Origin of the sequence: Tenacibaculum xiamenense, assembly GCF_964513065.1 — a bacterium.
Lineage (GTDB): Bacteria > Bacteroidota > Bacteroidia > Flavobacteriales > Flavobacteriaceae > Polaribacter > Polaribacter xiamenense.
Genome location: NZ_CAZEQU010000039.1, coordinates 205,593 through 229,197 on the forward strand (window position 1 = coordinate 205,593; position 23,605 = coordinate 229,197).

Sequence of the window (23,605 nt, forward strand, 5' to 3'; positions counted from 1 at the left end):
CATTGCTAAACCTACTAAATAAAATATTCAAGTTGCGTACATTTTGATTCTTAAGAGCATTATATAATGCTCTTAACTATTTTCTTCAAGTTCCCATTTTCCTTATTCTTTTATAAACTTCTTAATTTTACTAATGCTTTTATAAGGTAGTATTTTTTTGCCTAGTTAGTTTGGTATAAAATGTTATTAAGATACCATCCTTTTTAAGATTATGTTTGTGTAGTAATTACATTTTAACTTTTAGATATGGCAAATAATATCATTCAAAACTAATCACTGATGTTTTTTGTTATAGCAATTTGTAATTGATTATTAGCTATTTATAATTGTTTAAGTGTCTTTTATACATGTTTATGAGCGATTTATCTATCCGCTAGCTCAGCTAATCTTTATAACTATGTTAGTCGTCTTTATTTAATGAGATACATCTCTAAAGCTTTATATCTTTGAAGTGTAGATGAAACATAAAGTAAATCTCGCCGAACAGATAGAGATCCCTAAAAAGAAACATATACAATTACACACTACAAATTTTAAAAAGATAGTAATCTAAAGCATGCTCGCATTACTCACAAAATATTTGTAAAACATAACATTGCTAAACCTACATACATCTCTAAACAATTTTGTGCACAAATTGTTACGATAATTTCTTTCAAAAGTAATCTTCTTCATAAATCATTTTTCAGCTCTTTGTTTTCAATATGCATTTCAATTCATTTTTGATTGTTCTCAGGTAGATATTTTTACATTCAACGATTACAAATACCATTCGTCGATACTGGAAGCTCTAAAAAATAAGGTTCTTGTTAGTTTTAATTGCATTTTATACATTAAAACATACCATTCATAGTGTAAAACACTCTATTCGTAGTTTGTAGAGGTTTGTTATTGGTCGGTATTTACATGCATTTAATCTCGTCCAGAATGTCAGTCAACTTTTTTTTATTTCATGAGGTAAGGTGTTTTATATCTTTGAAGTGTAGATGAAACATAAAGTAAATCTCGGTGAACAGATAGAGATCCCTAAAAAGAAACATTTACGAGGATACACACTTCTACAAGCGTAGAAAAAACAAAAAAAGCGTACACACTTGACCCTAGCAAAATATGTTTAGTTAACATAACATTGCACAACCTACTTACTCAAAATAATTGTACAATTAGGTTTTAAGGAACATTATTTTAAATATTCGTTTAACGATTGAGCCTGTTTTCGAACAGGCTCAATTGTTTTATGTTACTACTAACTTTCAAAACTCAAATAGTAAAACAATAGGTAAACATTTGTGCTTTTTCAGTAATCATGTTTGACCTTGTACTTAGTCTTCGAACATATAGCCATTCTTTATTTAGTTCTTTATATTTTTGGTACGGTTCAACTTCAAACTTTATTCCTGATTTTTATCACTATGTTGATCTTAATGGATTTACATTCAACGATTACAAATACCATTCGTCGATATTTGAAAGGCCAAAAAATAAGAGTTTTAATGGTTTTAATTACAGTTTATAGTGTAAAAAGAACCATTCATACGTTTAAACAGTCCATTGGTAGTTTTATTAGGCTTGCTGTTGGTCGATACTTATATGCGTTTAATCTCGTCCAGAATGTCAGTCAACTTTTTTTTATCCTATGAGGGAAGGTGTTTTATATCTTTGAAGTGTAGATGAAACATAAAGTAAATCTCGGTGAATAGATAGAGATCCCTAAAAAGAAACATTTGCGAGGATACACACTTCTACAAGCGTAGAAAAAAACAAAAAAGCGTACACACTTAACCCAAAAGCATTTGTTATAGTTAATAATACATTGCTCTCCCCTACATACTCAAAACAATTGTACAATTGGGTTTTAAGGAACATTATTTTAAATATTCGTTTAACAATTGAGCCTGTCTTCGGACGGGCTTAGTTGTTTATTGTTACAATATTTTATACAATATGGGTTTGCTTGGGGTTGCATCGTTTTCAAACGGAGCAACCATTAGGTTTAACAAATATGTACCATCATTAATACTACTAGGAACATAAATAAATTCTGTAATAGTTGCATCAAATCTTATTTCTTCTTGAGTATTCCAAAAAGCATTGTGAGAAAGTAGTTTTCCTTCATCTTGTTCTTTGTCAACAGAAGGAAGATCTATTAGTAAATGTTTTACTCCTTTCTCTTTTAAATATTCTGCCGCCTCTTGAAGTAAATACGGAGGATTGGTATTGGAATATCTAGTCGTTTTCTTTTTATCAGTATTTGGAAGTGTTCTGATAACAATGGCTTCGAGTTCTTTGCTGTGAATGAACGATTTTATGGCATCTTTGGTAATTATAAAATCTCCATTATCTATTTTTTCAGGAGTAACACTAACAACTTCAGCTAAAAAGAAAAATTTACTAAGTTTTTTGTTGATCGAGTAAAATTCCTTGGTTATGTGACCAACGCATTCTGTGTGTGTTATATGGGCATGAGGATTAAAAGCAATATTATTAAAATTAACATCCGCACCTTGTTCAACGCTGCCAGTCCAATCTCCCAAAACCACAGGTGATATTTTGGGGTCATCAATATACCAAGCGTTTAAGCATTGCTTCGAGAGATCAATGGGAATAGAGATGTCGAGAGGTTTTGATAAATCAATAGTGTATTGCTGTTTATTATATTCGATGCTAGCTTTCATAGCCATAAAAGTAGTTAAATAATAAACAAATCACTAGCTAATCCATCTGCAAGGAACTTTCCTTTTTTAGTAGTTTTAAGAACTTTATAATTATCAGCGTCTGTTTCAATGCTTAGTAAACCTTCACTAATGAATTTTTGGGCATTTTGTATAAGTTTTGAATAGTTAGTTTCACCAAAGTCTTCTTTTATTTTAGAGAGCGATACTCCCCAAATAGTCCTAAACCCTGTCATTAAATATTCATTAAATCTATCCTCAATACTCAGTTCTTCTATTTCATTTGGAAGCTTTTCGGTTTTAATTTCTTTGATATACTTATTGTTATTGGAAACATTCCAGCTTCTATGAGTTTTATTGAATGAGTGAGCTGACGGACCAATACCTATGTATTTTTTACCAAGCCAATAACTTGTATTATGTTTTGAGAAGTAATTAGGTTTTCCAAAATTTGATATTTCATAATGCACGAAACCATTCTTTTTAGTTTCATTAACTAAAATTTCAAAATGCTCTCTAGCTACTTTCTCTTCGGGTTTAGGGTACTTTCCTTTACGAATGAAATTATCTAAAGCGGTTTTAGGCTCAACAGTTAGGGCATAGGATGAAATATGATTAATACCAAAATCAAAAGCAATTTGCAGATTTTCTTTCCACCTTTCATTACTCATGTTGGGAATGCCGTAGATTAAATCGATAGTAATGTTTTCAAAATGCTCTGTTGCAAATGATAGGCAATTTTTTGCTTCTTCAGCATTATGTGCACGATTCATCATTTTTAAATCTTCTTCAAAAAACGATTGTATTCCAATACTCAATCTATTTACATCGGTTAGAGATAAGAGATTGATTCTACCTTCTGATAAATCATCAGGGTTGGCTTCTAAAGTTATCTCAGGTTGATCTACGACTTTATAATAACCACGTATAACACTAATCAAGAGTTGAATTTCTCTATCGAGTAAAAGGGAAGGAGTTCCACCACCGAAATAAATGGTTTCAATAGTTTCATTGGCTAACTCATCTTTTCTCAATATTAATTCCTTTATCAAACAAGCGAAAAGCTCATCTCTATTTTTTAATGATGTCGAAAAATGAAAATCACAATAGTGACATGCTTGCTTACAAAAAGGGATATGTACGTAAATTCCAGCCATTATTCAATTGTCAATTATCAGTAATCAATAAACATTAATAATTGTTTCTGATAACTGAATAAGATTTATTGTTTTTTAATTCTTGTTGTTTTTAATATAGAAAAAAGAATTTTACCGATTTCATCGGCTTCATAAAACAACCTTTCAAATTTGCTTAGTTCTAAATCGTTACTATCTTTTAATAAGGATAACCAATACTTAGTTTCCAAACATTCTTTATAGGCAATAGACATTTTGGAAGAGAAATCCGCTTTTGAAATAGCTCCGTTAGCCTCAATAATATTAGCACCGATTGATGTGCCGCTTTTCAAAATTTGTTTTGAAAGAATAAATTCTTTTCGTTCTTTCATTAGTTTTTTACTTAATTGAACGATCGCCAAAGCAAAATCATAAGATTTATTTTGTAGCGGGTTGTTTTTTAATTTCATAGCATTTATTTTTAATAATATAGATAACTGATAACTGATAACTGATAACTGCTAACCGATCATCGATCCTTGATTTTCTTAGGATTCTGTTTTACAAAGGCAGCCCAGCCTGTATAATTTTTTCCTCCTACTTTGGTTCCTGAGTTATAGTAATGGCATACTGCGGCAGCCAAACCATCTGTTGCATCTAAATTTTTTGGAATTTCTCTTAAACTTAACAAAGATTTAAGCATAAGAGCAACCTGTTCTTTACTAGCATTACCATTACCTGTAATGGCCATTTTAATTTTTTTTGGTAAATATTCCGTTACTGGAATTTGACGAGAAAGTCCTGCAGCCATAGCGACACCTTGAGCTCTTCCTAATTTCAACATCGATTGCACATTTTTTCCAAAGAAAGGAGCTTCCAAGGCAATTTCATCCGGATTATAAGTGTCGATTAGTTCAATAGTGCGTTCAAAAATTAGTTTTAGTTTTAAATAAGGATCATCATATTTTTTAAGAAGTAGTTCATTCATTTGAACAAACTCCATCTTTTTTCCTACTACTTTGATAATCCCGAACCCCATAATGGTAGTCCCAGGATCAATACCTAATATTATTTTTTCTGTCTGCAAATTTTCGTACTTTGAACAAATACAAAACTAATCAATTATATCGTTAATGAGTGTTTTCGGTTTAAGAACTTCTAACCCTGCCTTTACCAGTTATTTTTGGAAGAGATCGCATCATTATACTAAAAAAAGAATGTCGATTGCAGGAATTGTTCTTAAATGTATGTTGATGTTATTGTTAGTTTGTGCAACAGCTTTTTATACTTGGCATCTTTACTTTAGTGGCGTAAGTGTAAAATGGTATACATCCATTGGGGCGTTGGTTGCCGTGTTTTGCAGCGTGTTTATTTCTTATAAACATAGCTCAGCAAAATATATGTTACCCATATATGCCTTAGCAAAAGGTTTCTTTTTAGGAGGTATAAGTGCTTATGCCCATAAACGTTTTCCAAATTTACCTTTTCAAGCTATAGGAACAACTTTAGTTACCTTTTTTGTTATGCTATTTCTTTATCGGTTCCGTTTGATACGGGTGACTAGAGAATTTAAAGCAATTATTATTACCGCATCTATGAGTATTTTTATGTTATATTTTATCGGATGGGTTTTTTGGTTATTTGATATAACGATTCCATTTTTATGGGGTAACTCTTGGTATGCCATTACGTTTAATATTGTAACAGCAATAGTTGCATCTTTAAGTTTGTTGTTGGATTTTGATTATATCCATAGGCATGTTGGTAGAGCTCCAAAAAGCAGAGAGTGGTTGGCTACATGGGGTTTCTTGATAACTCTTATTTGGTTGTACGTTGAGGTGTTACGATTACTAAGGAAACTTGCTTATTGGAGGTGAGAGATCTCTTTGGTTCCATGAATTCTTTCTTTTATTACAAAGAAATACTTTCTTATGATTAAATGAGTACATAACTATTTTTAATTTACTACTTTTCGGACATCTAAACTTTAAAAAACATATTATTATGGCAACAAGAGTAATTAAAGGAGCGCACTTTGGAAACGTAAAAAGTTTAACCAACGCTGACACTAAAAAACTATTACAAACAACCTCAGATAGGCCCTTAGCTCCAACTGATGTATCTGCCACTTCAAATGGAAAAAAGGGAAACGAAACTAGAATAACTCTTATGTGTACAATTTATGTTTCTGAAGCCAACATGCCAAAAAACGAAAATGGAAAAAACAACTATACAGAGAAAATTAAATTTAATATCTCGTATTCAGTGGATAATGATGATAAAGTAACTATTTATGTTGGTAGAAATAATAAATTTATCCCTTCTGATACTTTTTACGCTTATGTTGTTCCAATTGGTTTTTCTCCAAAAGACATGCCTGGTTTAAACAATAGTTTTACAACAGTAGAAGTGATTAATTGGGATGAAGACCCTGAAGGTTCTAGAGGAACTACAACTACTGTTCAAAGGCCTAGTTAGTAAAAGGTAAACAACATTAAAAGAGTAGACCATTTTTTTTAAGTAGTTTTGTATATAACTAATCTTAAATAAATGACTGCTAAATACATTCGACTAGCATTTCTACTCTTTTTTTATTCTATATCTATCAGATCTCAGGACATTGATTTTCAAAAACTAGAGAAAGAGGTGATTAAGATTTCAGATCAATATGAATCTGATATTAATTTTAAAAAGGCCACTACGTATTTTCTCAAAAAAAAATGGGACTCGACTTTAATTTACACACAAAAACAACTTATTACAAGTAAAAATCAAACTCTAAAAAATTTTTCTCATTTCTTAAGAGGATATTGTTTTGACAAAAAAGGAATATTTAAAGAAGCTGAGAACGAATATAATCAGATTTCTAAACATTTTAATCATTATGATTTAGTTGACACATACCTTGGATTATTAGCTTTAGAACAAAGCAAATTTAAAAAAGCAATATCTCATTTTGAGGTTTTGCTAGATTCTACTAAAAACGAACTTAATCTTAATAATAAAAGTTTAATAATTCATAATTTAGGCCTTTGCTATTTACATCTTAAAAAATTTGGAAAAGCTGAAATATTCTTAAAAAAAAGTACGAAATTTCAAGAAATACAAAAAGACACTATAAAATTAATAGGTTGCTACGGAGATATGGCTACCTTATATTATGAACAATACAAAGATGATTTAGCTATTCCTTATTTTGAAAAAGCTTATAACATTGCTAAAACAACTAACAATTTTTATTCAAGGTTTATTAGTTCTAGAAACATGTCTGTAGTAGAAGAAAACAGAAAAGATTTTGAGAAGGCCTTGAAATATAGAAAAGAAGCGCAGCAATGGAAAGACTCTTTAAACGACCAAAATAGAATTTATGAAGTTGCTCAAAAAGAAAAAGAGTTTGCTGTTCAACAAAAACAAAAAGAAGTTGATTTTTTACAAGTGAAAAATGAACTTCAAGAAACTCAAAGAAATATCTTTTTATATTCCGCAGTTGGTTTGTTAATTGTCTTAGGAGGAATTCTTTATTTTTATCGTGAAAAAGTAAAAAACAATAGAATCATTACCGAGCAAAAGGAAACTCTAGATGAGTTAAATGCCACCAAAGACAAACTTTTTTCTATTGTGAGTCACGATTTAAGATCATCGGTTAACTCCTTAAAAAATAGTAACAAAATACTGGTGTCTAATTTAGAATCTAAGAACCTCATTGCTTTAGAAGATTTGCTTAAAAAGAATAGTACCATTGTTAATGGGGCATATGGTTTGTTAGATAATTTGTTGAATTGGGCTTTGTTACAAACCAAACAACAATACTTCCATATAGAAAAACAGCGTTTGTTTATTATCGCAGAGCATGTGTCCTATAATTACCAACCTTTACTATTAGAAAAAGAACTTTCATTTGAAAATACAGTGTCTAAAAAAGATGTTGTTTATGCTGACCAAGAGTCTTTGAAAATAGTGTTGAGAAATTTGTTAGACAATGCGATCAAGTTTTCTAAAACCAAGGGAAGTATTAAAATATATACTAGAAACACTTCGGAAGATTATTGTGATTTGGTGATTGAAGATACTGGTTTAGGAATGAGTGAAGAGACTCGCTTGAAACTATTAGAAGACAATGTTCTTTTAAATAAAAAAGAGCATGAAGATGTTATTGGAACTGGTTTAGGACTGCAATTATGTAAATCAATGATTAAAAAAAATAATGGAAAATTTGATATTGAGAGTGAATTAGGAAAAGGTACTAAAATGATTGTATCTTTACCTAAAATACCTCTTAATGGATAATGTAAATATTTTAATTATTGAAGACACTCCTCAAGAAAGTGATCGCTTAGTTAAAGTGCTAGAAGATAATAATTATACTGTATCTGGCATTGCACCTAGTTTTAAAGAAGCCTTGGCTTTATTTTATAAGGTAAAGGTAGATATTGTAATAATTGACATTTTTTTGAATGGTGTTCCTGATGGAATTACCTTTGCAGAAACCATTAATACTGTACCTGAAGCTTCCAAACCTTTTGTTTTTTTAACAAGTAGTACAGATCGCAAAATCTTTGAACGAGCAAAACTTACGCAACCTTTTAGTTTTTTGATGAAGCCTTTTAACGAACTTGAAGTTTTGTACGCTATAGAAATGGCAGTTGAAAAGTTTTATGAGCAGGAAGATGTTTTTATAACGGAAGAAGAAGATACCGTTATAAGTAGTGACTATTTGTTTATTAAAAAAGGGAAGTCTCTCAAAAAAGTTCAAATAAAAGAGATTATCTACATCGAAGTAGAAGAAAAATACTGCAATATTATTACTGAAAAAGAAAAGTTTGTTATTCTTATTTCCCTTACGAAACTATTAACTCTTCTCGATAATGCCATTTTTGCAAGAACGCACCGAAACTTTATTGTTAACATTGAAAAAATTATAGAGATAGTCCCTGCTGATAATTTGATTCTTGTATCAGGAAATCATAAAGTTACTTTGAGCGATCGTTATAAGGATATTATTAAAAAAGTAAGAACCTTAAAATAGTTTTAAAGGTAATCCTGTTTTACTTATTTTGAAAGACTGATAATGAAATAGAAAGTTCAATACTATCAGAAAAACTTTGCTTTCATTACTTAACTACTCATGTTATAATAATTCGATGTTCTTATAATATCGAAAATACTTCATTCCATAAATTCTCTATTTTATGGAAATCAAACCTGCGCTTATTCCATTTTAAATACTATGACTTCAATTCTGAGATACTTTTACCTCAGAAATGTAAGGTGTTTGGCGTTTTTAAGAAAACAAAAACACAAACTTTTAAAATGGAGCAGTAACCATTATATCAAACGAGGCGGAATCCGAAAAGCCTTATGAGTAGGAAACTAAAAACCAAATATTATGTCAACTCAAACTGAAATTACTACTAACGTACAAACGATGCAAGGAACTTTAGGAAGCTCAGTTAATTTAAACAGTCCTTACGTAAACTTCAATTTAACAGTTGATGAAGAAACTCATCAAGTACATGGAACGGTTCGTATTCATATGAATCCTCCAGTGGAAAAACCATATGTAGGAAATGTTAAAGGAACTGTTTATGCTACGGGTTATGGGGCTTTCACAAAAGTAATCACTTTGGAAGGGGCAATTCCTTCAAATGATGCTATATCTGCTATAGTATTTCCATTTAATGCTCATTTTGCTTTAGAAGCTAATGATAAAGGATTAGGAGGTTTTAATTTCAGAGGTAAGCATTACGAAAATTTACCAGTAGAAGTTAGGTCTTAACCTAAACATCAATAGAGTCAAGAAGTAACCACTACATCAATCGAGGAGGAATTAGAGAAACTTTTTATAAATAGAGTAGGAAAAGCAAATGTATTAGCAGAATATGTTGTTATTCCATTAAATAATCAACAAAAAAAGTATAGTATGACTACATCAACAAACACCGCAGTAGAAACAATTTATTACAAAGGTACTATGGGATTTGTTCCTAACCTTTTAGCAACCATCGTTAACTTTTCATTATTAGTGCACCCAGAAGATCATACAGTAAGTGGAACTGTAAGAATCAGTGATGGAACTAATAAAAAAACATATGTAGGTAAAGTGTCTGGTACTGTTTACGCTGCTGGAGTAGGAGATATTGTAAGAGTGTTGCACATAACAGGAAACATTCCTGCCGATATAAAGGATGCTCCACTTCAATTATCTTTTGAAGCCAATATGGCTTTAAAAGCAGACTGGAATGGAGAAGGAGGGTTCTCTTTCGTAGGAAAACATGAAGAGGGAGTTCCTGTGAAAGCAGATATATTTAAACTATAAACATATAGTTCACTAGTAAGCTCTATGTCAAAGTACTTAGAGCTTATTTTTTAATTTTTTAAACCTTAACTATTACTATTATGAATGTATTAACTGTAAAATTTTCGAAAGGGAGTGATGTTGCCCAAAAAGACATTTACATTGGATTCGTTCCAGGAAGTACTACCGATCAATTTGATATTAGTTACCATGCAGGTGAGTTTGAGCCTTTAGAAGTAGAGGTGTTACCTTTAAATGCTGAAAAGGGAAAAGGAAACTGGTATTCTTTAGAAAAATTGCAAAGCGGAGTTCAAATAAAACACTTTAGTGGAAGAATCTATATAAGTTATGGACAGCCGTGGGATGTTTTAGGTGCTTACTACGAGCCAGCTCAGAACATAACCGACCCAAATTTCTTTTTGAGGTATGATAAAATGGAGTTAACCTTTAATGGAGCTTCAACGGATGTAGCTGATTTAACAAGTATCGATTATTGGAGTATTCCAATGAAACTAGAAACTTCTCTGGATGGATTAATTCCAGTGCAAATTGATTATGGTTTAGAGGAAGGAATAACTTCTAATGAGGTTTATAAGGCGCTAGATAAATTAACATCAACACCAAAATCAGGATTAAGTAATGCGCTTCCTGCTTTGGTACCAGGAAAATTTACTCAAAACCCAAATCAACCGGGATCTGGCTTTGCTAGAATTATTGGACCGTCTTCTTATCCACCAATAGGAGGAGTACCTGTAACACCATATCATTTATTTGAATCTTATTTAACTTATTTAAATAAGACCTTTGGTAAGGGAACGCAAGGAGGAACTGTTAATGGATTAGGAAATGGAGTTATCGCTAAAATAGCAGGACATTTCAATGGGGTAGGCCCTAATGTACCGCCATCGGGACCTCAAAGTGCTCAAAATTATGACTTAACAGCTTCTATTGATGAGAGTTTGGATGTTACATTGACTGGTAAAATAGGAGGAGTAGATGCAACTCTATTATTTAAAAAAGAGGATTTGATAAATCCTGATGGAATTTACGGAGCTAATGCTATGTTTTCGTTAAATGGTGCTGCAAAACAGAGTCCAGCAAATGATGTGTATGGATGGATTACTGGTGATTTATTAGCAGGGTTTAACATTGGTGCAATTGGGTCAACCACAACTTTTGGTGTTACAATGGCTGGAGCTATGACCAGTAGTGAGTGGTTTAGTAAAATACCAAATACATCATTGTTTAGTAACCTTCAAAGTAATGATGCATTTTACAATCAGTATGCGGCAGCATTACAAGGGTTGTCTCAAGCTTACAACTTTGCATACTCCGATCGTTTCTCGGCAGTTCAAGTTTCGCTTGATCCTGCTAAGGTGAATACATTAACTATTTCTTTTTACGATGTAAATACTTCAGGGTAAAAAAAATAATTATTCAAGAAACATAATCAAAATTAATTTTAAAAAGTAAAAAACATGTCAAATAATACAACAACATCACCAATAAAAGGAGCTAGATCAATAGGAGAGTTTTTATTCGATTATACTATAAATACAACTATAAACAAAATTACTGTTAGTGCTAGTTTCAATGAAATGAATTTAGGAACCATTAATTTGACTCCTGAAAATTCAAATCAAGATGTCGGGAAAAATACAGGGTTACAGGAATTTTTAGGAACTGTATCGGCTAATTATGAAACTTCAGAGTTGAGTTGTACTGTTGAAATAACAGAATTTGGTAAAGTTATTTATCAAAATAGAGGTACACTTGCTACTTGGTAGTAGGTAGTTTGTTTCTTTCTAATAATAAATAAGTGGAGCAGTATCACTATAAAAACGAGGCGAATTCCGAAAAGCCTGATAAGAGTAGGAATCTAATGCCAGTTGATGTTTGAAATTACCGTAAAAGAAAATGAAGATTTTTTTCTTTAGATAAAGAAGAAAAATAAAGCATAGCCATAGCTACGGTTTCTTTTTATTCTGAAATGAAAAGGAAAAAAGAACGTTTTAACCCGGTAATTTCAAATTACAAATGGTATAACTTTAACATTATGAAAACTGTAGAAAAAACGGAAGTGTCGGTTGATTATGAGATCACTGTATCGGCGCCTAAAACAACTGAGGAATTTATTGGGTTTTTAAGAAGCCAAGGTTTCAAAGGAAATGTAGCAATAAATCCGAATTACCCAGGGAAAGTGTGGTTAGGACCTAATACTAGTGGTGAATAAATAGGGTATTCAAACAGTATAATAAAAAAGAAAAAGAATACACTTTTGTGTAAAAATCTAGGATGCGCTTCTAAATTAATAGAAGCGCATATTTTTTTATATTATAACTGTTATAAGTTTATTTTACTTCTAATGAAGTAAACTGAAACGAATTCCCATCAAACAATCCTTTATCCGATAATTTTAATGAAGGTATTACTAATAAAGCCATAAAAGAAAGTGTCATATAAGGAGCTCTAAGTGTACTTCCCATATTCTTTGCCATGCTATCTAGCTCAGCATAGGCTTTACCAATTTCGTCAGCAGGCTTGTCACTCATTATTCCAGCAACAGGCAGTGCAACCACTTTAGATTCTTTGTCGTTTACCGCACAAATTCCACCTTTGTTTTCAATGAGTAAATTCACGGCTTTGCAGATCATTTCATCCGAAACACCTACGGCAATAATATTATGAGAATCATGACCGACTGAACTCGCTATAGCGCCCTCTTTTAAACCAAAGTTTTTGATAAAAGCTATCGATGGTTCGCTGTTTTCATAACGATTTACAACGGTCATTTTTAATACATCATTTTCGGTATCAGAAATTAAGTTACCATCTTTGATTAAAGAATCAGATTCTATTTCATTTGTTACCAATTCGCCATCTAAAGCTTCAATAACTCTAATCTTTTCTGATGAAGAATGAAACTCAAAATCTTCTATACTTTTCTTTTCAGTATTGAAATTGTTTAAAACTTCAAAATCGACATGCTTTATAAATGATTTTCCATTTTCTGCAACTAACTCACCATTAATATAGGTTTGTAACACTTTAAATTGCTCTAAATTTTCAACAATAATAAAATCAGCATCGTCTCCATTTTGTAACAAACCAACATCGAGATTATAATGTTTAACTGGATTAAAACAAGCAGCTTGTAAAACTTTGAAAACATCCATTCCTTTAGCAATAGCCCTCTCGCATAACTGATTCAAATGACCAACTAATAAATCATCAGGGTGTTTGTCATCAGAACAAAACATTATGTTTTCAAAGTGTTCAGGAAGTAAGTCGATCAATGCCTCAAAATTCTTAGCAGCACTTCCTTCTCTGATAATTACTTTCATGCCTTTTTGAAGTTTTTCAAAAGCTTCGTCATAAGTAAAACACTCATGATCGGTATAAATTCCAGCAGCAATGTACTTATCTAAATCTTCACCTCTCACTCCTGGAGCATGACCATCAACGGGTTTGTTAAAATGTTTGGCCCAAGCTATTTTTTTTAAAACTTCTTCGTCTTGATAAATAACACCAGGATAGTTCATCATTTCGGCCAAGTATTTAATATCAGGATTGGCCATCATTTTTTTAATATCATCAGAGTCGATAATAGCCCCAGCACTCTCAAAAGAAGTGGCAGGAACGCAAGAAGGAGCTCCAAAATTAAATTTTAAAGGCACTTTTTTACCATTATTAATCATGAAGTCCACTCCTTTTACCCCTAAAACATTGGCAATTTCATGAGGATCGGAAACTGTGGCAACGGTTCCATGAGTTACGGCAATTTTGGCAAATTCAGAAGGAACTAACATAGAACTTTCAATATGAATATGAGCATCAACAAAGCCTGGGAGAATAAAGGTTTCTTTCGAGTGTTCTTTTTCAACAATAGATGTTATTTTTCCGTTCTCAATTTGAATTTCCCCTTTGTAAATTCTTCGATTCTGTATGTCAACAATATTTCCTTGTATAAGCATTATTTACTCTTGTTATTAATGGTAATGGGCTGAATATAATTATTTTTTAAGATAAAACACATTCAGAAAGATAAAAAAGAGGAGTAACCCATGAGAGGGAACTAAAAGGATAAAATGTAAAATAAAAAAGCATCCTAAAAAGGATGCTTTTAAATGAATTTATCTTTCAATGATTGGTGGTCCACCAGCTAAAATTTCTTCATTAGCAAACTCTTCAAATTGCTTAAAGTTTTCTCTAAATGAATCAGCTAATTTATGTGCTGTTTTGTAATAACCTTCATCGTTGTTCCATGCTTGACGTTGGCTCAATAATTCAGAAGGTACACCTGGACATTTTCTAGGTTGTGCCAATCCGAATACTGAATGAATATGGTAATCTTCATAAGTAATCTCTGAAGGTAATCCACCATTCAATGCTGCATTAATCATTGCACGGGTGTATTTTAATTTCATTCTATCACCAACTCCATAAGGTCCAGCAAACCATCCAGTGTTTACTAACCAAACGTTTACTCCAGTTTCTTTCATTTTCTCACTTAACATTTCAGCATAACGAGTTGGATGTAATGGCATAAAAGGAGCTCCAAAACAAGCTGAGAAACTAGGTAAAGGTTCAGTAACTCCTGCTTCAGTACCAGCAACTTTTGCTGTATAACCAGAAATGAAGTGGTAAGCAGCCTGACCTGGTGTTAACTTCGAGATCGGAGGTAACACACCAAAAGCATCAGCTGTTAAGAAGAAAATATTTTTTGGATTATTTCCTATTGAAGGAGTTTTAATATTTTCAATATGATGAATTGGGTAACTTACACGTGTGTTTTGAGTAATTGAAGTATTTGCAAAATCAACATCACCTTTTTCATCAGTAACAATGTTTTCTAAAATTGCACCTCTTTTAATAGCTCCGTAGATTTCCGGCTCTTTTTCTTGAGATAAATCAATTACTTTAGCATAACAACCTCCTTCGAAGTTGAAAACGCTATTTTCTGAAGTCCATCCGTGCTCGTCATCACCAATTAAACTACGATTAGGATCTGTAGATAAAGTCGTTTTTCCTGTTCCAGATAATCCAAAGAAAATAGAAGTATCACCTTCTTTACCAACATTTGCTGAACAGTGCATTGGCAATGTATTCTTGAATACAGGTAAGATGAAGTTTAATGCAGAAAAAATTCCTTTTTTGATTTCACCGGTATAACCAGTACCACCGATTAAGGCAATCTTTTTACCAAAATTTAAAATGGCAAAATTGTGTTGACGTGTTCCATCTTCTTCTGGATTTGCCATAAAACCAGGAGCATTAATAACAGTCCATTCTGGAGAAAAACCTTTTAGTTCTTCAGCAGTTGGGCGTAAAAACATGTTGTATGCAAACATGTTACTCCATGGATACTCGTTTACAACTCTAATGTTTAACTTGTAATTTTCGTCCGCACAAGCATAACTATCTCTAACGAAAACTTCTTTGTTAGAAAGGTAAGCAGTTACCTTTTCATATAACTTGTCAAATTTATCTGAATCAAAAGGGATATTGATATCACCCCACCAGATTTCATCTTTAGTTATATCATCTTTTACAATAAAGCGATCCTTTGGAGAACGGCCTGTAAACTCACCTGTTTTAACAGCTAAAGCTCCGAAGCTAGTGTTTTCTCCTTGTTCTTTTTCGATAGTAATATCATGTAACTCGTCTGAAGTCAACTGATAACGAACTGTGGCATTTTTGATACCAAGATTGTCTATCGAAATCGTTTTCGCATCAAGATTTGTCATCTCTAAATATTTTAGTTGTGTTTTATTTATGACAAAAATAGTTCTTTTTGTTAAACGAACTAAAACAATAGGAAATTTTATTAACGATTATTTTTTAATAACTTTTTTGGAAAAATTAAAGGCCACCATAAACCATGCAACAATTAAAAATACTCCACCTAAGGGTGTTATAAACCATATGGCTTTGGCTGGAACACCTAACAAATGTATTGCATAAATAGATCCTGAAAAGAAGAGGATACCGATAAAAGTAATTAAGGATATTTTGTTTTTTACTGAATTACTTAAATGCTGACTTAGGTTAATAAATAAAAGTAAAAGGACATGGTAAATTTGATAACGAACGGCTGTTTCAAAACTATTTAAAGCTTCAGGAGATAATTTACTTTTTAATGCGTGTGCGCCAAAAGCTCCAAGAATAACTGCTAGTCCACCTAAAACACTACTTATTGTTATATTTTTATACATTTTTAAGTTTTTTGTTTGAAATTAAACTTTTTTACCGATATTGTGATCGGAAAACAACAAAACAAAAGTACACCTAAAATGAGAAATATATTGATTATTGGAGCAGGTAGATCAAGCTCATCACTTATCAAGTATTTAATAGATAAATCAGAAGAGGAATCGTTACATATTACTATTGGTGATGTGTCAGTTGAAAACGCGCTTTCAAAAATAGAGGGACAACAAAATGCCTCTGCTATTAAATTAGATGTATTCGATAAAACAGATAGAGAGGAGGCTATTAAAAATGCTGATATCGTTGTATCAATGCTTCCTGCCCGTTTTCATATTGAAGTGGCAAAAGACTGTGTGCGTTTTGGTAAGAGTATGGTAACAGCTTCCTATATTTCTAAGGAAATGAAAGCATTAAATGATGAGGTAGTAGCTAAAGGACTGGTGTTTATGAATGAGATAGGACTTGACCCAGGAATTGATCATATGAGTGCCATGCAGGTAATTGATAGAATTAAGGAAGAGGAAGGGAAGATGCTGTTGTTTGAATCTTTTTGTGGTGGTTTAGTAGCTCCTGAAAGTGATACAAACCTATGGAATTACAAATTTACTTGGAACCCTAGAAATGTTGTTTTAGCAGGGCAAGGAGGTGCTTCGATGTTTATTCAAGAAGGTACTTATAAATATATTCCTTATCATAAATTGTTTCGAAGAACAGAGTTTTTAACAATTAATGGAAGTGGAAGATTTGAGGCTTACGCGAATCGTGATTCATTAAAATATCGAAGTATTTATGGGTTGGAAGATATCCAAACTATGTATAGAGGTACTATTCGACGTGTAGGTTTTTCCAGGGCATGGAACGTTTTTGTACAATTAGGAATGACAGATGATAGCTACACTATTGAAGATTCAGAGAATATGAGCTATCGTGATTTTACCAATTTGTTTTTAGCGTATTCTCCGAGTGATTCTGTTGAATTAAAGTTTAGATCATATTTAAAAATCGATCAGGATGATTTAATGTGGGATAAATTTTCGGAGTTGGATTTATTTAATGCTAAAAAGAAAGTGGGATTAAAGAATGCTACTCCAGCACAAATATTGCAGAAAATCCTCATGGATTCTTGGATGTTAAAGTCAGAAGATAAAGACATGATTGTAATGCATCATATTTTCGGGTACTTACAAAAAGGAGAGAAGAAGCAGATTGAAAGTAGTATGGTAATTAAAGGTGATGATCAAGTGTATACGGCGATGGCTAAAACAGTTGGTTTGCCTGTGGCGATGGCTACTTTAAAGATTCTGAATGGAGATATTACAACTCCTGGTGTGCAATTACCGATTAAAAAAGAAGTTTACGAACCTATTTTAAAGGAGTTAGAAGAGTATGGAATTACTTTTGTAGAAAAGGAAGTTCCATATTTAGGATACAACCCAGATAGTGTAAAAGGATAAATAATAAAGATATAAGAAGAGTAACATTTTATTTTCGTGATTGTCTTTTATTTAAAAGACTTAAAATGAAGAAAATAATAGTTACTCTTTTTGCCTTATTTTTATGTGTTCAATTACTTGGACAAACAACAGATGAATATAAGATTCATTATTTTATAAAAACTTCACCATTAAAAAACCAACAATCTTCAGGAACCTGTTGGAGTTTTGCTACCACATCGTTTATTGAAACTGAAGCAATTCGATTAGGAAAAGAGCCTATACCACTTTCTCCCATTTTTTATGTGCATCCAACTTATATAGAAAAAGCAAAGAAATACATTGACTCTGAAGGTAAATCTTGGCTTGATAGCGGAGATTTGACGTTTAGTGTTTTAAAAGGTTATGGTAAATATGGAGCGATACCTGAAGCCGTATACAATGGAATTATTGAAGGAGATTGGCAACACGATCATGTTGAAATGGATAATGCAATTGAAGCAATGATGAAATCGATAGCTACTAGTGGATATGGAAGAATAAAGCCAAGCAGTTGGAAAAGAGCACTACAAGGTATTTTAAATGCATATTTAGGTAAAATACCAGAGACATTCATTTATAAACAAAAAGAGTATAATCCTAAGGATTTTGCTGAAGAATTTATAGGTATTAATCCCAATGATTATATTGAGGTTACAAGTTATAATCATCATCCTTTTTATGATAGTTTTGTTCTAAACATTCCAGCAAATTGGAATGAGAATAAGTATGTTAATATTCCAATAAATGATTTTAAAAATTTAATTGATAATGCGCTTAAAAGAGGATATTCATTAGCTTGGGATGGAGATGCTTCTGAGCCGAATTTTAATTTTGAAAAAGGAGAGGCAAAACTTACTCAAAAGGAAGAATTTGAAAAGGTGACTCAACAAATGAGACAAGATGCTTTTGTAAAAGGGACTACTACCGATGATCATAATATGCATATCGTAGGAAAAGCAGTGGACAAATCGGGGAAAGAGTTTTATATTATGAAAAATTCCGAAGGGATGAATGATAAAGGTGGATATGTGTATATGTCCAGAAATGCTCTAATGTTAAAGACAATATCCGTTCTTGTACATAAAGATGTATTGCCTAAAAAGGTTAAAATGAAATTGAAAATTTAAGAAAGAAAAGGTTCTACATTTTTAAGTAAAAATCCTTAGTTAAATTTATGTATGCATCAGTATATTGATGTCTTTCTTTTTCAATTATTAATTCTTCCTTAACAGGAGTAGTATCTTGAAAAGAAAACTCTAATAAGCTTCTTTTAATATCCGAATTTGCATTTCCTTTCACATGGCAAACACGCTTCAGAATTAGGTTATGTTTATTAGCTAAACTGACAAAATGTTGCTCCTCTTTAAATGGAATTATAACAGCGAATATCCCATTATCGCTAAGTATTTTACTAGTTCCTTCTATTAAATTATTAAAAGGAAGAGACTCAGAAAAACGAGCTTTGTTTCGAGACTCATCTTCTGATTTATAGTGATCAGTGTAAAACGGAGGATTAGTGATAATTAGATCGTAGGTTTCCTCTTCTTCTTGTATTTCCTCAATGAGTTCATTAAAATCACCATGGTAGCAAAACAAGCGATCACCCCAATCAGAACGTTCAAAATTTTCAACGGATTGTTCATAAGCCATTTCATCAATTTCTATTGCTTCTATCGTACTGGCATTGCATCTTTGTGCTAACATTAAGGAAATAATTCCCGTTCCAGAGCCAATGTCTAAGATAGTATCAGGATAGTTTTTTAAATCACACCAAGCTCCTAATAAAACGGCATCAGTTCCAATTTTCATAGCAGTTTTATCTTGATGTACAGTAAATTCTTTAAACGTAAATGGCTTCATGATAATGTTTTTACCGTTTCTTTAAGTTTATAAAAAGCGTCCAATAAGCTTTTCAGCATTAAACCATAAAAAAAGTGCAAGAGCCAGAAGTATAACCAAAATTAAACCTTTTTTAGGGTTTGCTTTTTTTCTGTTTCCAAATCGTCTTTCAAATTTCATTGTAAATATTTTACGTACAACAATAGGTTGCAAATATAGCTACTATTGTTGGTTATGTTTTTAATTAAAGAGAAGTTATTCTTTTTTCGTGGCTCTTAGCATTTCTCTTTTTCCAGGAGGTCCAGGTAATCTTTCAACCGAAAAACCAACAGTTTCCATAGCTCGCCTCGTACTTCCTTTAGCAGAATAGGTAACTAAAACACCTTCATTTTTAAGAGATTCGAACATTTTTCTAAATATGTCTTCCGTCCATAGATCTGGTTGAACACGAGCTCCAAAGGCATCGAAATAAATTAAGTCGTAACTATTGGAATCATTTATTTCTTCGAAAAACTTTTGTTCTTTTTTTAGAGTAAATGTCTTTGATATTTTATGCTCTTTTTCCCAAGTAGTACTATGCAGTTTGTCAAATATGTTTTGATATTTTTCTGCTTTGAGCCCAGAAACGTAGTTTAATTTTTCAATTTCATTACCTTCAATAGGGTAGGCTTCAACACCTGTATAGTTTATTTTCTTTTTAGACTCTAAGAAAGTAATAAAGCAATTTAAACCCGTTCCGAAACCTATCTCCAGAATAGATACTTCTTTTTTTTCAATAGCTTCTAATCCATTTTTAATAAAAACATGATATGCCTCCTGAATAGCACCGTGTTTTGAATGATATTGTTCATTCCAGTCAGGTAAGTGAATAGTAGTTGAGCCGTCAGAAGTTATAATGATTTCTCGTTTCATTGAATCAATAACTTTTTAATTCTAGGAATAGGCCCTCTACATGAAGTTTGGTGGCAAGCAATACAACTTTGTATAGCTTTGTTGAAGTTGTTTTTTCTGTCCACCAAATCACTTCGATAAAACGATTTCATATTATTAATATACTCATTAGAAAACCTCACGAAATCATCCGTTCGGTCTTTTGTATCAGTAAGAGTAGCTGTATGAATTGTTAAAAATCTTTCAGGGAAAGAGCCGATATTTTCGTTATTCAATATTTTCTTTTTAGTGTCTAAATTCATGTAATACATTGTATTCATTAAAGCGGCCATTTCAGAAGGCTGATACATGACCAGTTCTGTAGCTTCAGCTTCAGTGTTTTCTTTCTTGTTTTGACAAGAAATGAATAAGAATAACCCTACTAAGAAAAATCGAATTATGAATTTCATTAAAATAAATCTGATACGTTTTATAAATAGAATAAGTTAAACTATCATGTTTTTTATTCCTAATAATAGATAGTTTAACTTGATCATATTTTTATTGTTGCATTTGTACCCCGGTAGCTTCAAAAGCATAGGTGTATTTCGGTTCGGTAATTTTTGCAATTTCCTCTTCCGATTTACCGGCATCTTTGGCATAATGTTGTAAGTCTTGAACTGAAATTTCAGTAACAAAAGCCTTACCTTTAACAATAACTTCTTTTTTTTCAGAATTTAAAGGAACGAAGAAGCCGTAATCTTTAAAACGAACCATTGATTCTTTATCTTCTCCTAGATCTAGTTTCATCCAACATCCTTTTTTCTTACATACTGAATTAACAGATGAAGAAAATTGTACGTTTAATGTATCTCCAGCTTTTAAATTTTGATACTTATTTAATAACTCTGTTTTTGAGAGTGGATTTTCAGAAGAAAAGTTTTCTCCAAAAGACACATATTCAGTTTTTTGGACGTTTTTTTCATTGGAATTCTCTTTGTTCGTTGTTTTACATGAACAAATTAAGCCAGCAACTACTAGGCCAGCAAATAACAATCTTTTCATAATCAGTTGTTTATATTAAGAGAGATAACAAAGATAGATATATTTGTTTGATTCTTAAAGTAAATGGCTTTTGTACTAGTTGTTTTTGTAAATTTGTGAAAAACTAAAACTTTAATTTTATGGATATTAAAATTCAGCAAGTGGAGACTTCAAAAATCGAGAGTGTAGATTTTAGTAATTTGTCTTTTGGACAAGTGTTTACAGATCATATGCTCGTTTGCAGTTATACAAATGGTGAATGGGAAAGTCCAGAAATTATTCCATACGGACCAATGACTTTTGAACCATCAGCAAGAGTTTTTCATTATGGTCAAGCTGTCTTTGAAGGAATGAAAGCTTATAAAGATGACGATGGTGATATTTTCTTGTTTAGACCTGATGAAAGCATTAAAAGGTTGAATGCGTCTTCAGAACGTTTGGCAATGCCTGCTTTACCTGAAGAGATATTTCATGAAGGATTAAAGCAATTACTACACTTGGATACCGAATGGATTAAAAAAGGTTTTGGTAACTCTTTATATTTACGTCCTTTTGTAATAGCAACCGAACCAGCTATTTCGGCTTCACCTTCAAATGATTATAAGTTTATTATTATTTGTTCACCTGCACAGTCGTATTATGCTGGAGAGGTTAGAGTAGTGGTTGCTGATAAGTTTAGTAGGGCAGCAGATGGAGGTGTTGGTTATGCAAAAGCTGCCGGGAACTACGCTTCTCAGTTTTACCCAACAAGCTTAGCTCACAAAGAAGGTTATCAGCAAATAATATGGACGGATGCTAATACTCATGAATATATGGAGGAAGCTGGAACTATGAATATTTTCTTTAGAATAGGAGATAAATTAATAACGGCGCCTACAAATGACAGAATTTTAGATGGTATTACAAGAAAATCTATTATTCAATTAGCGAAAGACAATAATATTGATATTGAGGTAAGAAACATAAAAGTATCTGAAATTAGAGAGGCTGCCGAAAAAGGTGAATTAAAAGAGCTTTTTGGTTCTGGTACAGCTGCGGTTGTAAATCCAATTAAAGGATTTAAACATAAAGACTTTACTTATGAGTTGCCAGAATTGGAGTCTACTTATGCATCGTTCTTCAAGGAAAAACTTATGAATATTCAGTACAATAAGTCTGAAGATGTTCATGGTTGGAGAGTAAAAGTTTAACATTTGTAATATTTTCCCTATTTTTATATTTAATTTTATTAGAAATTAATTTTTAGAGGGGGGAAATGAAAAATATTTTAATAGCAGTCATATCTGTTATTGCTGGGTTTGCAATAATGGCTTTTGGCTACGGGTTCTATTCTGAAAAGAATAGTACTGGAACAAGTTCAGTTGCTGAAAAAACTGAAACTACTTTAGAAGAGAATCCGTTAGAGTCAGTTCAAGAAAGTTTCGAAAGTTGGGATACCTATTCGAAAAGTAATATTGATTTAATGTCTAGTTTTCAACCATTGGATGAAGATGGGAAAACTATTAGCAAGGGAATGTTCTTAAGTTTATTAAGGACAGGGTTGTTCTTGCCTAATAATGAACTAAAAGCAGGGAAGAAGGCTTATCAGTTGGTTCCTTTGAACAAGAGTGCTGATGAAAAAATAAAAAAGAATATTACGAGTTTGGCGACTACGGCTAACCATTATTATAGAATGGAAGGCAAGAAATTACCCGATTATAACTTTGTTAGTTTAAAAGGTGAAGCTTTCAATAAGAAAGATACCAAAGGAAAAGTTGTTGTAATTAAATGCTGGTTTATTACCTGTAAAGTTTGTGTAGAGGAGTTTCCAGAATTAAATAAGTTAGTTGATAAGTATCAGGATAGAAACGTTGTTTTTGTTAGCTTGGCTTTTGATAAAAAAGATAAGCTTGAGGAGTTTTTAAAAACAAAAGAATTCAAGTATCCGACGGTTCCTTCTCAAAAAGAGTACATGGTAAAAAAACTTAAGTTAAAACAATATCCTACCCATATTATTGTCGACAGTAACGGTATCATTATTAAAATGGTAAGTAATGTTCACACGCTTGCTTCAGAATTGGATAGGATAAAGGGTAAGTTTTAAAA

General features: G+C 31.9%; 25 protein-coding genes. 13 read left to right on the forward strand and 12 right to left on the reverse strand.

The features are described 5' to 3' along the window. Nucleotides 1–1,925 precede the first annotated feature (1,925 nt). From ACKTTV_RS18645 to ruvC, 4 genes are all read right to left on the reverse strand, one after another. Nucleotides 1,926–2,675 carry a cyclase family protein gene (locus ACKTTV_RS18645; RefSeq protein ID WP_408032389.1) on the reverse strand — a complete coding sequence of 250 codons (750 nt, stop codon included), beginning with the start codon at nt 2,673–2,675 and terminating at the stop codon, nt 1,926–1,928. Between the two features lie 14 nt (nt 2,676–2,689). Next, nucleotides 2,690–3,829, reverse strand: coding sequence for a radical SAM family heme chaperone HemW (gene hemW, locus ACKTTV_RS18650; protein ID WP_408032390.1), 1,140 nt, complete (start codon nt 3,827–3,829; stop codon nt 2,690–2,692). Nucleotides 3,830–3,894: 65 nt separating this feature from the next. After that, on the reverse strand, nt 3,895–4,257 hold the full coding sequence (locus ACKTTV_RS18655) for a four helix bundle protein (RefSeq protein ID WP_408032391.1): 363 nt from the start codon (nt 4,255–4,257) through the stop codon (nt 3,895–3,897). 59 nt (nt 4,258–4,316) lie between these two features. Then, nucleotides 4,317–4,874, reverse strand: coding sequence for a crossover junction endodeoxyribonuclease RuvC (gene ruvC, locus ACKTTV_RS18660; RefSeq protein WP_408032392.1), 558 nt, complete (start codon nt 4,872–4,874; stop codon nt 4,317–4,319). 46 nt (nt 4,875–4,920) lie between these two features. Here ruvC and ACKTTV_RS18665 point away from each other — a divergent pair, with 46 nt between their 5' ends. The 9 genes from ACKTTV_RS18665 to ACKTTV_RS18705 all read left to right on the forward strand — a co-directional run bounded on the left by ACKTTV_RS18665 (nt 4,921) and on the right by ACKTTV_RS18705 (nt 12,315). Further along, entirely contained in the window at nt 4,921–5,664 is a 744-nt protein-coding gene (locus ACKTTV_RS18665) for a Bax inhibitor-1/YccA family protein (protein WP_408032393.1), read from the forward strand. A gap of 127 nt (nt 5,665–5,791) precedes the next feature. Beyond that, entirely contained in the window at nt 5,792–6,265 is a 474-nt protein-coding gene (locus tag ACKTTV_RS18670; protein WP_408032394.1) for a hypothetical protein, read from the forward strand. Between the two features lie 72 nt (nt 6,266–6,337). Continuing rightward, the gene (locus ACKTTV_RS18675; protein WP_408032395.1) at nt 6,338–8,074 is read left to right on the forward strand and encodes a tetratricopeptide repeat-containing sensor histidine kinase; all 1,737 of its coding nucleotides are present in this window, start codon (nt 6,338–6,340) and stop codon (nt 8,072–8,074) included. Then, the gene (locus tag ACKTTV_RS18680; protein ID WP_408032396.1) at nt 8,067–8,813 is read left to right on the forward strand and encodes a LytR/AlgR family response regulator transcription factor; all 747 of its coding nucleotides are present in this window, start codon (nt 8,067–8,069) and stop codon (nt 8,811–8,813) included. The genes ACKTTV_RS18675 and ACKTTV_RS18680 overlap by 8 nt, the downstream gene beginning before the upstream one ends. Before the next feature lie 360 nt (nt 8,814–9,173). Beyond that, a complete protein-coding gene (locus ACKTTV_RS18685) occupies nt 9,174–9,563 on the forward strand; it encodes a DUF1842 domain-containing protein (RefSeq protein ID WP_408032397.1) in 390 nt (129 codons plus the stop codon). Between the two features lie 144 nt (nt 9,564–9,707). After that, nucleotides 9,708–10,103 (forward strand): DUF1842 domain-containing protein, encoded by a 396-nt coding sequence (locus ACKTTV_RS18690; protein ID WP_408032398.1) that lies wholly within the window; start codon nt 9,708–9,710, stop codon nt 10,101–10,103. A gap of 80 nt (nt 10,104–10,183) precedes the next feature. Further along, nucleotides 10,184–11,506 (forward strand): beta-1,3-glucanase family protein, encoded by a 1,323-nt coding sequence (locus tag ACKTTV_RS18695; RefSeq protein ID WP_408032399.1) that lies wholly within the window; start codon nt 10,184–10,186, stop codon nt 11,504–11,506. Between the two features lie 54 nt (nt 11,507–11,560). Further along, the gene (locus tag ACKTTV_RS18700) at nt 11,561–11,869 is read left to right on the forward strand and encodes a hypothetical protein (protein ID WP_408032400.1); all 309 of its coding nucleotides are present in this window, start codon (nt 11,561–11,563) and stop codon (nt 11,867–11,869) included. 269 nt (nt 11,870–12,138) lie between these two features. Continuing rightward, nucleotides 12,139–12,315 carry a hypothetical protein gene (locus ACKTTV_RS18705; RefSeq protein WP_408032401.1) on the forward strand — a complete coding sequence of 59 codons (177 nt, stop codon included), beginning with the start codon at nt 12,139–12,141 and terminating at the stop codon, nt 12,313–12,315. Nucleotides 12,316–12,433: 118 nt separating this feature from the next. Here ACKTTV_RS18705 and ade read toward each other — a convergent pair whose 3' ends face one another. The 3 genes from ade to ACKTTV_RS18720 form a co-directional block, all read right to left on the reverse strand. Continuing rightward, nucleotides 12,434–14,056: an adenine deaminase gene (gene ade / locus ACKTTV_RS18710; RefSeq protein WP_408032402.1), complete on the reverse strand. Its 1,623-nt coding sequence runs from the start codon at nt 14,054–14,056 to the stop codon at nt 12,434–12,436. Between the two features lie 159 nt (nt 14,057–14,215). Then, on the reverse strand, nt 14,216–15,829 hold the full coding sequence (pckA, locus tag ACKTTV_RS18715) for a phosphoenolpyruvate carboxykinase (ATP) (RefSeq protein ID WP_408032403.1): 1,614 nt from the start codon (nt 15,827–15,829) through the stop codon (nt 14,216–14,218). 87 nt (nt 15,830–15,916) lie between these two features. Then, nucleotides 15,917–16,297 carry a DUF423 domain-containing protein gene (locus ACKTTV_RS18720; RefSeq protein ID WP_408032405.1) on the reverse strand — a complete coding sequence of 127 codons (381 nt, stop codon included), beginning with the start codon at nt 16,295–16,297 and terminating at the stop codon, nt 15,917–15,919. A gap of 78 nt (nt 16,298–16,375) precedes the next feature. On the opposite strand from ACKTTV_RS18720, the gene ACKTTV_RS18725 reads away from it, so the two are divergent. Together ACKTTV_RS18725 and ACKTTV_RS18730 are read left to right on the forward strand one after the other, a co-directional pair. Next, the gene (locus ACKTTV_RS18725; RefSeq protein ID WP_408032406.1) at nt 16,376–17,746 is read left to right on the forward strand and encodes a saccharopine dehydrogenase family protein; all 1,371 of its coding nucleotides are present in this window, start codon (nt 16,376–16,378) and stop codon (nt 17,744–17,746) included. A gap of 65 nt (nt 17,747–17,811) precedes the next feature. Continuing rightward, complete coding sequence (locus ACKTTV_RS18730) at nt 17,812–18,894, forward strand: C1 family peptidase (RefSeq protein WP_408032407.1); 1,083 nt, start codon at nt 17,812–17,814, stop codon at nt 18,892–18,894. A 13-nt stretch (nt 18,895–18,907) separates the two neighbouring features. Here the strand turns inward: ACKTTV_RS18730 and ACKTTV_RS18735 are convergent, their stop codons facing one another. From ACKTTV_RS18735 to ACKTTV_RS18755, 5 genes are all read right to left on the reverse strand, one after another. After that, a complete protein-coding gene (locus tag ACKTTV_RS18735) occupies nt 18,908–19,627 on the reverse strand; it encodes a tRNA1(Val) (adenine(37)-N6)-methyltransferase (RefSeq protein ID WP_408032408.1) in 720 nt (239 codons plus the stop codon). A 27-nt stretch (nt 19,628–19,654) separates the two neighbouring features. Further along, a complete protein-coding gene (locus tag ACKTTV_RS18740; RefSeq protein WP_408032409.1) occupies nt 19,655–19,786 on the reverse strand; it encodes a hypothetical protein in 132 nt (43 codons plus the stop codon). A gap of 75 nt (nt 19,787–19,861) precedes the next feature. After that, nucleotides 19,862–20,518, reverse strand: a complete 657-nt coding sequence (gene mnmD / locus ACKTTV_RS18745; RefSeq protein WP_408032410.1) for a tRNA (5-methylaminomethyl-2-thiouridine)(34)-methyltransferase MnmD — start codon at nt 20,516–20,518, stop codon at nt 19,862–19,864. Then, nucleotides 20,515–20,946: a hypothetical protein gene (locus tag ACKTTV_RS18750; protein WP_408032411.1), complete on the reverse strand. Its 432-nt coding sequence runs from the start codon at nt 20,944–20,946 to the stop codon at nt 20,515–20,517. Before ACKTTV_RS18750 ends, mnmD begins: the two co-directional genes overlap by 4 nt. A 91-nt stretch (nt 20,947–21,037) precedes the next feature. After that, nucleotides 21,038–21,541, reverse strand: a complete 504-nt coding sequence (locus ACKTTV_RS18755) for a DUF4920 domain-containing protein (protein ID WP_408032412.1) — start codon at nt 21,539–21,541, stop codon at nt 21,038–21,040. Nucleotides 21,542–21,660: 119 nt separating this feature from the next. On the opposite strand from ACKTTV_RS18755, the gene ACKTTV_RS18760 reads away from it, so the two are divergent. Next, the gene (locus ACKTTV_RS18760) at nt 21,661–22,710 is read left to right on the forward strand and encodes a branched-chain amino acid aminotransferase (protein WP_408032413.1); all 1,050 of its coding nucleotides are present in this window, start codon (nt 21,661–21,663) and stop codon (nt 22,708–22,710) included. A gap of 65 nt (nt 22,711–22,775) precedes the next feature. Further along, complete coding sequence (locus ACKTTV_RS18765) at nt 22,776–23,603, forward strand: TlpA family protein disulfide reductase (protein WP_408032414.1); 828 nt, start codon at nt 22,776–22,778, stop codon at nt 23,601–23,603. Nucleotides 23,604–23,605 lie beyond the last annotated feature (2 nt).